Source organism: Pedobacter sp. CAN_A7, from assembly GCF_015752175.1.
Lineage (GTDB): Bacteria > Bacteroidota > Bacteroidia > Sphingobacteriales > Sphingobacteriaceae > Pedobacter.
On sequence record NZ_JADOUW010000002.1, the window covers coordinates 362,376 to 377,301 of the forward strand.

7 protein-coding genes are annotated in these 14,926 nt (G+C 41.4%); 2 read left to right on the forward strand and 5 right to left on the reverse strand.

Going from position 1 to position 14,926, the window contains the following annotated elements; genetic code table 11:
* Window positions 1–456: 456 nt before the first annotated feature.
* Window positions 457–1,677, forward strand: coding sequence for an MFS transporter (locus tag IWX76_RS07710; protein WP_196859328.1), 1,221 nt, complete (start codon window positions 457–459; stop codon window positions 1,675–1,677).
* Between the two features lie 104 nt (window positions 1,678–1,781).
* On the opposite strand, the gene IWX76_RS07715 is transcribed toward IWX76_RS07710, so the two are convergent.
* The 5 genes from IWX76_RS07715 to IWX76_RS07735 all read right to left on the reverse strand — a co-directional run bounded on the left by IWX76_RS07715 (window position 1,782) and on the right by IWX76_RS07735 (window position 13,090).
* Window positions 1,782–3,659: a RagB/SusD family nutrient uptake outer membrane protein gene (locus tag IWX76_RS07715; protein WP_196859329.1), complete on the reverse strand. Its 1,878-nt coding sequence runs from the start codon at window positions 3,657–3,659 to the stop codon at window positions 1,782–1,784.
* A gap of 11 nt (window positions 3,660–3,670) precedes the next feature.
* Window positions 3,671–6,859, reverse strand: a complete 3,189-nt coding sequence (locus IWX76_RS07720) for a SusC/RagA family TonB-linked outer membrane protein (RefSeq protein WP_196859330.1) — start codon at window positions 6,857–6,859, stop codon at window positions 3,671–3,673.
* Window positions 6,860–6,978: 119 nt separating this feature from the next.
* Window positions 6,979–9,849, reverse strand: a complete 2,871-nt coding sequence (locus tag IWX76_RS07725) for a glycoside hydrolase family 2 protein (RefSeq protein ID WP_196859331.1) — start codon at window positions 9,847–9,849, stop codon at window positions 6,979–6,981.
* Between the two features lie 91 nt (window positions 9,850–9,940).
* Window positions 9,941–11,149 carry a rhamnogalacturonan acetylesterase gene (locus IWX76_RS07730; protein ID WP_196859332.1) on the reverse strand — a complete coding sequence of 403 codons (1,209 nt, stop codon included), beginning with the start codon at window positions 11,147–11,149 and terminating at the stop codon, window positions 9,941–9,943.
* A gap of 753 nt (window positions 11,150–11,902) precedes the next feature.
* Entirely contained in the window at window positions 11,903–13,090 is a 1,188-nt protein-coding gene (locus tag IWX76_RS07735) for a hypothetical protein (protein WP_196859333.1), read from the reverse strand.
* A gap of 756 nt (window positions 13,091–13,846) precedes the next feature.
* Here IWX76_RS07735 and rhaT point away from each other — a divergent pair.
* The gene (rhaT, locus tag IWX76_RS07740) at window positions 13,847–14,923 is read left to right on the forward strand and encodes an L-rhamnose/proton symporter RhaT (RefSeq protein ID WP_196859334.1); all 1,077 of its coding nucleotides are present in this window, start codon (window positions 13,847–13,849) and stop codon (window positions 14,921–14,923) included.
* The last annotated feature ends 3 nt before the right edge of the window (window positions 14,924–14,926 follow it).

A 14,926-nucleotide genomic window follows, 5' to 3' on the forward strand; every position in this document is an offset into this window, starting at 1 on the left:
GAAGCAACCGACACCAGTTGTTTTAGACTTTGGATTGTTAAAGGCTCCTGCATGTCTTAAATATCTATACAAAGTTGTTTTACTTCCAAAATTTAGGATTTAACAAATCTCGCCAGTTGAAATTCCTTAGGATTATACAAGGTAGCAGCTAAGTAGCTCAACCATTTTTGAATACTGTGGTCGCTCTTTTTTCGCCAATACTTATCTCCTCATGAAAGATTTGCTCGCAGCCTATTTTCTTTAAAGCATCAAGTCGAAGTTCTAAATTTTGCTTGTTTCTCAAAACCTGGACATAACCTAAAATCAAATTACACTTTAACGTTCCCAAGGTAATATAATGAAATCTTATTTTTAAACAAGATAATGAACTAATCAAAGTAACCCGTAACATATTTCTCCCAGAAACCTTTGCGTTATAAAACATAATAAACATTTTTGCTGTTCCTCACCTATCAAATGAAACAAAACACACCCAGCTTTACCGGTTATCAAAAGTTAGCCATCTTCCTCCTTGCCATCACTCAGTTTACGGTTATCCTAGATTTTATGGTCATGTCTCCTCTGGGTGACACCCTGATGAAATCACTTTCCCTAACACCTTCCGCTTTTGGCATTGCCGTTTCAGCTTATGCTTTTAGTGCCGGATTATCGGGATTACTAGCCGCCGGTTTTGCCGATCGCTTCGACCGGAAGAAGTTACTGCTGTTCTTTTATGTAGGCTTTATCATCGGCACTGTGCTTTGTGGCCTGGCACATTCGTATGTTGAATTGGTGGGGGCCAGAATCATTACTGGTTTGTTTGGTGGTGTAATTGGATCAATCTCGCTGGCTATCATTACGGATATATTTAGTCTGCAACAAAGGGGCCGTGTCATGGGTTTCGTGCAGATGGGTTTTGGTGCTAGTCAGGTTTTAGGCATCCCTATTGGGTTATACTTAGCTGGAATCTGGAGTTGGGAAGCCCCGTTCTGGATGATTGCTGGTTTAGCCACCATCGTTGCTGTCGTTATTTTAGTTAAACTAGAACCTGTTACTGCACATTTGGGGGTGCAAAGAACGGATTCTATCCTTAAGCATTTATGGAAAGCGGTAATCAAAAAGCGACACCGCACCGCGTTTACCTCCACCGCTTTGTTGTCTATTGGTGGTTTTATGATGATGCCTTTTGCCAGTGCATTTGCCATCAACAACCTTCATGTGACTAACCAGCAGCTGCCGGTGCTTTTTATGGTGTCAGGCGTCAGCTCGCTGTTAATTATGCCCTTAGTGGGGCGATTAAGTGATAGGATAGACAAGTTCAAGATATTTATGGTTGCCTCGCTTTGGATGATGTTTATGTGTGTGGTGTACACGAATTTATCGGTTACTCCTTTTTGGATTGTAGTTGGTCTGAACGTGTTGCTGATGATGGGCATCATGAGCAGGGTAATTCCTTCCTCTGCCTTAACCAGTGCAGTTCCCGATATGGAAGACCGCGGTGCATTTATGAGTGTTAATGCTTCGTTGCAACAGATTGCTGGTGGGGTAGCAGCCACCGTATCAGGTTTAATCGTGGTGCAAAAAACCAGTGTCAGTCCTTTAGAAAATTATAACATCGTTGGCTATGTGCTGGTGTTTATTTCATTGATATCTATTGCATTGATGTACCGGGTTAGTAAACTGGTCAAGCGCACCTAAATTACATCATCAATGTGAACGATTACTTGCTGCAATGAGATCAAAATAAAAAGCGGCCGGTCATCTTTAATGTCCGGCCGCAAGATTAGCGCGTATATCGTATTTTACCAGCCTGGGTTTTGCATGGCTGTTTTCTCTTCGCCTGATAAAGGTTTGCCATTAGCTTGATTAGCATCCAGGAATCCTTGTGGGATTGGACGGTAAAGGTGTTTATCGCTTACCGCACCAGCTGCTTCTTCGTTAAAAGCTTTAGCCCTTAATACCAGTGTTTTTGTTCTGGAAAGATCTTCCCAACGGTGAAACTCTCCTAATAACTCCCGGGCACGCTCATTTAAAATGAAGTTGATGAACCCATCTTTCATGCCGCTTACGCCAGCAGGATAAAGTTCTGCTTGTGCAGCCACAGTGCCAGGCGTAAAGGAATCTTCTGTGACTAGCATTGCGGCTTTAGTAGATTGAATGGCCGTTTTAGGCAAGCCTTGTGCCTGGAAATAGGTTGGTTCACGCACTTCGCTTTCGGCATAACCTGCACGATCTCTCAGTTTATTAATCAGCCTTAAGGCATCACCATAATTTCCTTTGCGGCCATAAGCTTCAGCAACAATTAAATAGGTCTCCCCTAAACGGGCAATTATACCATCTCTTGTGCCAAACTGACTGGTTAAATTAGGACGGAATGCATCAAGGTATTTAGATAAAGATGGAAACTGACTTAATGTCCAGTTTGATTTAACGGTTCCATTATCCAGGTAGTAACGGATATATAAGGATGCAGCAGATTTGTCGAGCGTTTCATTAGTGTATTTAATGTTAGTTGGTGCATTAATGATGTATTTAATGGCCGTATCGGCTACATTAAACTTGGTTTTTCCAACCAGGTCCGGTGAAGGTGCATTGGCTGCGGTCCACTTCGGTAAAGTATTCGCATTGTTGGAGATATAGGCCGTTTTGAAACTTTTATAAAAACGAGAATCATTGGTGCGGTTAAATATATCCATGGCATAATTTGTAGGCCTTAACCTTTGAAATTCACGGCCATTAACAATATCACGCGTCATTCCTGGTAGGTTTTGGTATACCGATAAAAAGTAAAGGTGAGTTTGATTTCCGTAACGGCCAGCTAAGGCTTCCGTATTATCAAATTGTGCCCCTAAAATCATTTCTGCATTGGTCTCATTGGCGTCATTTACTTTGGTATACTTGAACAAATCGGCATAGTTTGTTGCCAGCTTGTGTGTTGAATTGTCAATCACAAGGTTTCCATAATAAATGGCACTGTCAAGATCTGTTGACTTGCTGAAACTTGCATTTAATTCGCTGGCACGGTATAAATAAGCCTTGGCCAGGAAATGATTTGCAGCGGCTTTGGTTATTCTTCCAACCTGGCCAGGTGCTACAGGTAATAGTTCAGCAGCATTTCTAAAATCGCCAATCACCTGGGCATAAACTGCCTCTGCAGAAGACCGTGTGTATTCCAGTTCTAAGCTTGTAGATGGTTTTAGTTTAAGTGGAACACCGCCAAACTGTTTAACCAATTTAAAGTAATCGAAGGCACGCATAAAGTAACATTCGCCTAAACGCGTGTTTTGAGAAGTACCAGCCGGGTAAACCACAGGGATTTTCTCAATGCCGGTATTGGCTGTATTGATGTTAGCATACATGTTATCCCACACGTTCGTAAACTCTCCCGTGCGTGAATCCAGTGCAGTAGAATAGGTGTTAAAATGAACCTTATCTAAACCACCGCCATGGGTAAACTCATCGGTACCATAGTTTGTGGTTGTATATGCCCATTCATACATAAAATGGAACCTAAGACCATCGTAAAGACCCGTCACCAGACTTTCCAGTCCTTCTACAGTATCGTAATGTTTATTGGTTAGGGTGGCCACCATTTCCTCCTCGAGGTATTTTTTACATGCTGGCAAGGCTACTGCAACAAATAGTGCGCAGCTGAGTATAGTGTATTTAATTTTGTTCATGATGATAATTCTTAAAATGATGCATTTAAACCTAACACGACGCTTCTTGAAGTAATGGATGAGTTAATATCCGTATCGATGAAGCCATTTTTAGTATACAAGTAAGGGTTTAATACCTGCGCATAGATCTTGAAATTTTTAAGATGAATGCTTTCCAGTGCCTTTGGTGATAACGAATAGCCCAAAGAGACATTTTTCAACTTTACGAACGACCCATTCTGGTAATTCATTGATGAATAATACAGCGGCTGGCCACCATTGCCATAATCGGCACGTGGATAAGCATTCGTTGGGTTGTCTGTACGCCAGTAATCAACTTTTCTAGAGGCATACCGGCCCTGCATATCAACGGCACCACCTTCAGCAGTAAATCCTGTTCTGGCATAGAAAAAGAAAGATAACTCCCAGTTTTTGTAATTAAAGGTGTTGGTCATACCACCCGTGTATTTTGGAAAGCGGTTACCAACAACTTTACGGTCATTGTTATTATCTATTTTATAATCACCGTTTAAGTCTTCCACACGAATATCTCCTGCTTTAAAGTTGGCACCATTTGCATTAAATTTAGCCATTTCTTCGGCATCAGCGAGTTGCCATACACCAATTTTATTGAAGTCGTAGAATACAAATAACGGCTGACCGATAAATGCATTTAACTCAATCGCATCATTTTTACCATTGTAAAGTTCAACCACTTCATCAGAATTTGTTGCAAAATTGAAGTCTGTTGTCCATTTAAAATTAGGGTTGTCAATGTTCCTCGAAGAGATCGAAAACTCGAATCCTTTGTTTTTTGTTTGTCCAACGTTGAAATAAGTAGAGGTGAAGCCTGAAATACTAACAATTGGTCTGTTAATTAACAAGTCGTCAGTAGTGGAACGGTAGTATTCAACACTACCAGAAATTCTGTTATTGAACAAGGCATAATCAATACCTACGTTATATTGTGTAGTTCTTTCCCATTTAAGGTCTTTATTAGGCATGGTGGTTGGGTTAGCAGCTTTCGGATCTGAAGGCACATAACCAAGAGACACCTGGTTGCCAAATACAATAGGCATTTGTGTAAGTCCGCCGGCAGTAGAATATGGTTGTATCGCTGAGTTACCGATCACACCAAAACCGATTCTTGGTTTCAACTGGTTAACCCATTTCACGTTTTTCATAAAGGCTTCTTCTTCTAATTTCCAGCCCAGGGCTACAGAAGGGAAAGAGCTCCATTTGTTGCCCTCGGCAAGTACAGAAGCGGCATCCCAACGGTTTGATACGGAAAGCAAGTATTTATCCATGAAGGAATAATTTACACGACCCATAAAAGAAGCAAGTGTGTTTTTGCTGTAACCAGATCCCCATCCGTCCAATGCACCTTTAGCCGTCGATGATAAATTATACCATAACTGGCTGTCGTAAGGAAGGTTGGTCGCGGTCATGTCCGAATTTTCACTCGTATTTAACTGTGAACTTTGTAGCAACGTCACATTGATTTTGTGCTTATTGCCAATTTGTTTATCGTAGAAAATTAAGTTATCAAGGGTATACGAGAAATTTTGGTTCTGTTGCAACCTGGCATAATTGGTAGCGCTTGCTGCACCACCACCACGAAGGATGGAGTTTGCATCCTGAAATTGTCCTGAACGGAAGTTTCTGAAATCCGGTCCGAAGTTAACGCGGTACCTTAAGCCTTTAATCGGTTGTATCTCTGCATAAAAACTACCCAGGGCACGTAAAGCTGTTCTTTCGCTAATTACGTACTGGTCTTCTAAAATTGGGTTAAGGATACCGATATCGCCTCCTGGCTGGAAAATATAATTTCCTTCAGCATCATAAGGTTGTGCAAATGGTAACATGCCTCTGGCGGCGGCATAGATACCGTTAGCACCCCTGGAGCCCGTACCTGTATAACCATAGTTTTGTACCGACCAGGTTCCGTTGATCGATGCCCCTAAAGTAAACCAGTCAGTTGGCTTAAAGTCTATACTTAGTTTTGTACTGTATCTTTTAAAATCCTGGCCATTATTTGTTCCTTTTTGATCAAGGTAACCGGCAGAGAAATAAGCGCTTAATTTTTCAGTACCCGAGCTTACACTTAAGGTATGATCTTGAGTGATGCCTGTTCTGGATACATAATCTGCCCAGTCAGTAGTTTGAATTCTGCTGCCATCGTACAAAGGAACCTCAGATACACCCCATTTGGCGGCTTCTTCTGGTGTTGTTGGTCGCATCTGTGGAATCAGGTTATCTTTGTCTAACCAGGTATACCCGTTTGCGATGTTTTCCCAGGCTACAGGGTCGGTGCCCAGAATTTTCTTATCTTCTGCAGGGTTAGGATATGGCGTATTGTAACCGAAAGCTGTTCCCTGTTTAAGCACACGGTAGGCATCTCTGCGGTATTCTGCATATTCACCTGAGTTAAATAGCTCGTCTTCGGTATGAAGCTTTTCGAAGGTGGAAATGGCATTGTAAGAGATGGAGGTTACTCCATTTCGGCCTCTTTTAGTGGTGACTAACACTACACCGTTAGCCGCACGCGAACCATAAATGGCCGTTGCTGATGCATCTTTTAAGATATCGATAGATTCTATATCATGTGGACTAATCGATTCGATACCTCCAGCATTCAAGGGAACCCCATCAACCACATACAACGGAGAGTTGGTGGCTAATAACGATCGGTTACCACGGATTCGGATGCTTCCTACTTCGCCCGGACGGGAGTTTGAGGTTACATCGACACCGGAAACACGTCCCTGAACGGCTTGTAAAGCGTTTTGCACAGGTAAACGTTCGATGTCTTTAGCACCTATTCCAGCAATTGACCCGGTAACATCCGCTTTCTTGGCGGTACCATAACCAATAACGACCACTTCATTTAAATCGTTTTGCTGAGGAACTAAATTCACATTTAGCGTAGTGGAGGTGCCGGCGGCAACTTCTTTCGGCGTGTAACCGATATAGGAGAAGACCAGCGTTTGCCCAGGTTCCGCACTAATGGTAAACTGGCCCTGACCATTGGTCACGGCACCTTGTTTTTGTCCCTTAATGGTAACGGATACACCTGGTATTCCATTATTTGTTTCATCGGTAACGCGACCGTTAATAGCCCGCTGCGCAAAAGCCGTGAGGAAGCTACAGGAAAATAAGAGGAACAGGGCAATTACCCGGAACTGAAATGGCTTGCATTTCACGTAAATGATTCGGTACATATTTGGTTTTTTTGGTTAGAAAATCTTTCTTCAGTGCACTAAAGTATACTTATCCTTAAATATCGGCAACCTGTAGTATCCTGTATCATAAGCAGGTATGATACAGGGTGGCTAAGTGTTTAATCTGTAAGTATATTTTCTTTGGGCATGGTAAATTGTTTGTTCTCTGTAGTCGGCTTAGGTGTGCCGAAATAGAAATACAAGGTTCGCTGTGTAGCGCCTTTAATAATGTTGGGTTCGCTAATAGGACCAAGCGCTGCTGTATTGTTGCTGATGTTAAATGCAAGTTTGCCTCCAATGGGTGGTATACGGTCTAAAAAGGAAATGTCTCCGATCGGTAAAACGGGCTGTGGTTTCGGTCCGGTTAACCCGTAAAAATTAAACAGACGTACAAAAAGATCTTCTTCTTTAGCGGCGACGATAAATTTACCTTCGGCAGTATTCAGTTCCAACCATACCATTTCTGAAAAATAGCCTTTAAACTCAGGGAAGATCCAGGGTGCAGCACCAGTTTGTGTAGGGTTGTACATGTTTTCCCAAACATTAAGGCCGGTACCAAACTGGCGGTTTTTCCAAACGCGGTAAGGACCTTCACCTAGCCATTTTGCACTCAGCACATAACTTTCCGGGTAACTGAAACTGACGCCTGCAAAAGGATAGGTGCCGTCGAGGTGATAGTCGTAAAATAATTCGAGCCAGCCGCTGGGATGCATTTTCCAACGAACGGTTTTTAGGTTGCCGCTATAACTGGATTCTATAATGTAAGCCTCGCCATCCTTAAAGTGTTTAAAACCTGTTAATTTAGCTTCACCACTGACCAGTATTGGGCCTTTATTAAAGGATAAGGGTTTGCTGAAATCGTTCGTCAACTGTTGCAAGGTGCCATCTTTTTTGCTGATGGTCACTGCAATGCCACTTGCTTTTAAGGTCATACTGGTATCCGTTTCGCTGGTCACTACGGGCGTGCTGGCCGTAGTGGTCAACAAGTTTTTGATGAGGTTAACGTTAGACTTGATTTTCCAGGTCCATTTAAACAATTCATTTCCCGAAGGGTCATAGGCGGCAAGGGTTAAGGCGTCATGATTTTTCCAGTCGGCAGGAAGATTGAGCTTAAGAAACCCTTTGGCCAACGGCGCAATGGATGGCGGATTAACGATACCGTTTTTTTCGCTGCGGTAACCCCCTGCCTGATCGCCCGGCTGGTTAAAATTAACCAGTTCCCAACGGTAAGTACACTGGTTGAGGTTGGTGTAATGGTAACGGTTTTCTACGGGTACCTGTCCTTTAAAGTCGGCCGGTAGGTCTTTTAAGGTGATTTTAACCGGAGAGTATATTTCCTTAATGGCATTGTAACTTCCTTCTTTTTCACGGTGTGGACCAACCACACCATCATTGGCATTGATGGCGTTCACATCAAGCTGGCCATTTCTGTCGGTACGTATTATACCTTCATCTACCAGTGCCCAGATGAATCCACCGGCACCTCTTTTGCTATTCCAGTGAAGATCCCAGAAATCAGAAAGACCTGCGGCTGCACCACCATCATCCTGTGCGTGCAGAAACTCGGTCACCATATAAATATTTGTATCGGCAAGTATCTTTTTTGTGCTGTAATAATCTTCGTAGTGGTTGCCGTCAATGCCATTAAAAGCATTACCAGGTCTGTGGTGGGCATGGATAACTGGTCGGGCCGACAAATCATGCTGCGCAAACAGATCATCCAGTTCAAAGTTGTGTCCGCCTTCATTGCCATTTACCCAAAAGATAATGGAAGGGTGGTTGGCATCGCGGGTCACCATTTCCTTAACCAACGGGGTTCCAGCTTTAGTGCTGTATGATTTTTGCCAGCCTGCCAGCTCGTCTAAAACATATAAACCCAGGGAGTCGCAGTAGTTAAGGAAACTCTGGTCGGGCGGGTAATGAGAGGTACGCACCGCATTCATGTTCATGCCTTTGATCAGTTTCACATCGGCTAAATCGATCTCCGGACTTACCGTACGTCCGGTTTCCGGCCACCATACATGGCGGTTGATGCCTTTCATTTTTATCTTCACGCCATTCACATAAATACCATCCTGTTTTTTAATTTCTATGGTGCGAAAGCCAAACTTAGCCGCAGTTTGATAAATGTCTTTTCCTTGTTGTTGCAGGCTCAGCTTCACCTGATATAGGTTAGGTGTTTCCGCATTCCATAAACTTGGTTTTTTAACGTTAGTTTTCATCAGTACAACCGAGTCCGCTCCCGTGGTGGCGGTAGCTGTTCCAACGGTTTTACCCTTTGCATCGATTATACTGGCCAGGAGCTTGCCTCCAGGTTGCACATTTTTTAAAAATACATTCATGGCAAACGTGCCATCGGCATCGGCTTTAATGGCCGTATGGCTGATGTGTTGCACTGGCGTAGCCTCCAGATAAACGGGGCGAAAAATACCCCCGAATATCCAGTAATCGGCCAGGCGTTCGGCGTTGTTTATCGATGCATCAGTCGACATTTTACTTACGGTTACCTCTATTTTGTTGGATTGGCCGACCTTAATTTTATCGGTAACATCATAGGTGAAGCGGTAGAATGAACCCTGGTGCGTTGGGCCAGCCACTTTACCATTAATCTTTACTTCCGTGTCCGTCATCGAGCCTTCGAAAACAAGTTGAATGTTTTTTTCTTTCCATCCCGCGGGTACGGCAAAACTATAAGCATAGAGGCCTTTTTCTTCTGCAAAGCGGAAGTTTTTGCCATAGGTTACATAATCGCGACCGTAGTTATAAGTGCCAAATCCTTGTTGCTCCCAAACCGAAGGAACCTGTATTTTAGACCAAAAACCACTGTTTCTTCCGCTGGTACACCAAAAATCCCAGGTCACGGTATTTTTATTATCGGTACCCGAGAGGTACTGGATTTCTTTATGAATAGACTGAGCATGTAGGCCATGAACACCTGGAAGGAGTAAGGCAAAAAGGGTCAATGTTTTGAACAAAAAGGCTGGTTTCATGTAACTTGTTTTTTAAAGGTAATGAAGCGATCATAAGCTTATTCATTGCTAAGCTTATGTGATTTCATCTATAATCACTTGTAGATTAATGCTAATTGCCTTCTGGTTTAACCGCGCTGGTTTTAAGACTTAAAGGCAAGCTAAAGGTTTCAGGTTGATCGGGTTGTGCTGGGTTATAAGGAGGCACTTCAATCATGTATTTAGAAAGTTCAGGTAGGGTGGTTTTGATGCCTTCCAGCACACATTTTGACAGTTGATAGGCACCATAAGTGCTGAAATGGGTATTGTCGGCAAGGGCAGTTGTTTGTCCGGGAAAGCTGTTTGCCGGATAGTGTACGAAAGCTTTTTTAGAATCCTCTACCCCTAATGCATCATAAAATTGGGTACTCATGGCATTAAGGTCGATTAAAGGAACCTGACGATCCCTGGCCACTTTTCGTGCTGCTTCAGGGTAATCGCCCAGGGTGTTGATCGTTTTTCCGTTATCATCAAAGGAGCGGCGGGCGGTGGAGGTAACCAATACCGGCAGGCCGCCTTTGGCTTTGATTTTATCGATAAAGAGATTTAATCGTTTAGTGTAGGAGCCGTAGGCACCATCAGCAGGGCCTTTTTCCTTTTGATCATTATGTCCGAACTCAATAAATACATAATCGCCGGTTTTCAGCAAGGACAAGATTTTATCCAGGCGATGGCTACCCAAAAAACTGCCTAACGAAAGTCCGGATGCCGCATGGTTAGCTACGACCACACCTGGTTTAAAAAAAGGCGTGATCATTTGTCCCCAGCTAGCCCAAGGTTCCTCATCCTGATCAACCACGGTAGAATTCCCGGCAAAGTAAATACTGCGCTGGTCGTTTGTTCTTTTCAGCTTAATTGATTTCACCAGTGACGGATGGCTAAATTCGAGAGTAAGTTGGTCGTCCCAGTTGAGGTTGCCAACTTCACGGGGCTTTAATTGTACTTTATTGTTCCCGTCAATTTGTGGGTTTTTGACGTTTACCACAAAACTTATTTTCTTGTTTTCTTTTGGGCCAACAGTAATTCTATCGACCATCAATCGGCGCGATTCCGCTTTGACCGTTAACGTGTCTGGTCTATTATGGCCTTTTAACGATAGGGTAACTATATAGTTCCCTTCAGGTACTTTTACCGAGTAATAAGGACCTTGATTTTTTGGTGGTTTCACAGACACCTTATAGGAGCCATGATCCTGCGCATTACTGGTGGCGGGCCATAACAAACTTAGTGAAAAGAGTCCGGTGATGGAAACAGCAAATAGCCTTAATCGTTGGATGTGCATGAGGTCATTACGAGTTTATAAATGGTTACCCCCGGTATTTAATTTCAGGGGTAGTTCAAATGTATACTTCGTAATTCAATTCGGTATCCTGTGCCATCCTGCAAAAGGGAGATTTCATGCTAGTATTTGATAAGCGTCAGCTTGTGAATTTCTTATCCCAGTTTTTTAATAGCATATGGAACAAGATCAGATAATTATTTATCAAACCTCGAACGGGGAAACTAGAATTGATGTAAAGCTTGAAGGTGAGACGCTTTGGTGGAGTCTGAAATTAATGTCTCAATTGTTTGATAAAGATTCTGATACAATTGGATTGCATATTAAGAATATTTACAGAGGGGGAATTGGAAGAGGATTCAACTACCAAGTTTTTCTCGGTAGTCACAGATTACTCTTATACGTTGGATATTCTCGATAAGTACGACCATCAACAATTAAGCATAGAGGCAACAACTTCGACATCATTATTTGTAATAGACTATGTCGATGCTAGAGAGATTCAAATTCGATCTAAAAAAGAATCGCTGCCTAACCTTTTCGTATGGTTTATAGATAAAAATAAACTTTAGTACCGAAAGGATGGTTCTAAACGTATTGCCAATAATGCGCTTGTTGCAATAACACTGATGATTGCCGAAAGTTAATCGGACGAGAAGGAGATGATAGTTAAGGTTATCGTTAACTTGATAAATTCCAAAAACTGAAAATTAAGGACGGGATAAAATGAGGAAGATTTCGGAATCACAATAATTTTTAATGATCAGCAATTTTGGATGCTGTAACCTTCGGAATAATGACTAATAAATCATAACCTTTTATTATCCTGGATAACTTTATATCGGAAATGCTAATCTTTCCTTCGTTCAGAGCCTTTCTTAGTGGAAGCATATCAAAACAATGCCATTGGTTCCCATCGATTGCTCTTGTTATTGGTTTTAATGTTTTAAGTATACTGCTGTTTTCATCAATTTTTTCTTCTGGAAAACCTTGAAATGGCGATGCCTGGGTACCTGACGTACTTAATATCATGATGTGTAAAGAATTTTTGTACTTACTATCATCAATATTGTTTACTAAGTTTCCAATATCATAGACCTCCATCAAACTTTCGCCTTTTGCTAAGTGATTTGCACCATATTTAAAAAGATTTCTCTTGCCAGCCCAGTCTGAATATTTTTCCATGAGTTGATTTTTCATCAATTGAATTCGCAAATGATGGTTTCGAGACTTATATATTTTTACACTTTGCTTCAAAGCAGCAATTATTTGTCCTTCTTTTGGGCTTAATTCGAGCAATGATAGTTTTTCAATATTTTTTTCAAAGTCATCTGTAAATAGGTAAAAAGGCTTACTTTGATCCTTCAGAAAATTGTCAAAGTATATTTTTGAATTATTTTCTATCGTGGTATATATATCTTTAGCTTTTTTATTCTTTGTGATTTTTTGTAGCTCGTTACATATTACTCTGTCACCTACTACCATTATTTGATCAGTGCCATGTATCTGGGTGTTTGATTTAGCCAACTGTTTAAGCAGGGCAAATTCAGAAGTGAAAGCATAGAAAGAAAAGGTATTTCCATATCTATTTACATACTTCTGTAATTCAATATCTGATAGATTTTTAATCTTCTGCTGTAAAATGCCAGCTGTAAAGGGATCAATTTCACAAAAGAAGTTATCAAATTTTACTTGTGAAGCTAATGCAGAAGTGAAATACGGGATTTCATTCGTAAAGTGATCTTCTCCAATGAGCACATCATTACTTCCGTTTACCTTATCCATAATCTTTGTCCAACCTAAACCGGAAAACGAATTCCCTTCAGGCAAAAAGGATGATACATTAGCTTTTGCAAGCTTCGTGACTACACTATCTTGCGCAAAAGAACGGTACGTGGAAAAAAGATTTAAAAGCGCACATAATACTATAAATAACTGTTTCATTTCAATTAGACGACATTAGTTTGGAAAGTTACAGCTAAAATATTTATGAATATGCCCTCCTTTACTGAAATTTAATATTGGCTATGGCACATAGCTTTTAAACATATCAAATCTTTCCCTATCTAGCCTGATCGATCCTTTCATTTTTCTGTCGATTATCAAGAACTCATTCCATTAATCAACGCTATTTTCCTGTTTTTGATAATGAGTTTTTGATAAAGAAAACATAAAATATACTCCGCAAGAATAACCTGCAGATCAAAATCTAAACCTTCATTTAATACAAGTTTACCAGAGAATGATCCTCAATAGTCTAAGACTGTTGTAACCTTATTTTTTGAGTATTACACATATGTAAACCAAACTTAAGAACACCGATGTTGGAATATTTAAGCTAATTGCGGCGATACATTTTTCAAACATCAATTCCTAAGTATAAGGGCTTTAGAAGGGCGTTTGAAGGGCCTTTGAAGGGCCTCTAAACGGCTACAGCCCTTCAAACGCCCTTATAACACCGCCACAACACCCTTTTGTTGCTCTTATACCTGATAATTGCAGTTCGGCTTCATTTTACTGGCTAGTTTAAACCTTACCCTTATCAACTTTGTTGATTTTCATTCCAATAGCTAATAAAGAAATTCAGGTGCAATAGATTGTAACAATCCTGATGAATCTTTTTTGGAGCAGGACAGTTAAGAACAGTTAATAGAAATTCATTCATTATTATTGTTTTTCAAACTAACCAGATATATTGTTATGCAGATCATTTTTGGAGTATTATTCCATTTCATCGGTGGCTTTGCCTCCGGCAGCTTTTATATTCCTTTTAAAAAAGTAAAAGGTTGGGCCTGGGAAAGCTATTGGATCGTAGGAGGTGTTTTCTCCTGGTTAATTGTACCACCTATAGCCGCTTACCTCACTATCCCTGGTTTCGCGGAGATCATTAAACAAACCAATGGTTCTATTTTAGCACTCACTTATTTCTTTGGAATCCTCTGGGGCATAGGTGGTTTGACTTATGGTTTAGGTGTTCGGTACCTCGGTGTTTCGCTAGGTAGTTCTATTATTTTAGGCTTAAGCTCCGTATTTGGAGCCTTACTGCCATCCATCTATTATAACTTTTACCCTAAAGAAGGAAGGGACAGCTTTAACGATATTATTGGCAGTTCCTGGGGGCAGGTGGTTTTGATTGGGCTGATTATCTGTGTAGTCGGCATCTTTTTCTGCGGAAAAGCTGGCATGATGAAAGAAAAAGACCTGGGTGCAAAAGCAGCGACCAAGGAAAGTGCGGAGTTTAAAATCGGCTTAGGCCTGGTAGTATCCATCGTTTCCGGAATCTTGAGTGCGTGTTTCGCCTTTGGTATTGATGCCGGAAAAGACATGGCCAACGAAGCTAACGCGGCTTGGAAACTATTGAACCCAGGCGATGGTGAATTCCTTTTTCAAAACAACGTTACCTATATCGTGATCCTTTGGGGTGGTTTAACCACCAACCTGATCTGGTGTGTGATCTTAAATACAAAAAATAAAACATTTGGCGATTATACGAATCGTAAAGTGCCCATGTTATCCAATTATATATTCGCCGCTTTGGCGGGTACCACCTGGTTTTTGCAGTTCTTTTTTTATGGAATGGGCGAAAGTAAACTCGGAAACGGCGCAAGCTCCTGGATTCTGCACATGGCCTTTATCATTTTGGTAGCTAACGTATGGGGGCTGGTCCTTAAAGAATGGACTTCAGTTAGCAAAAAAACCTTTCGTACCGTGTTATTGGGTATCGCTTGTATTATCATCTCCATCATGGTGGTGGGATACGGAAATTCTTTAAAATAAAAT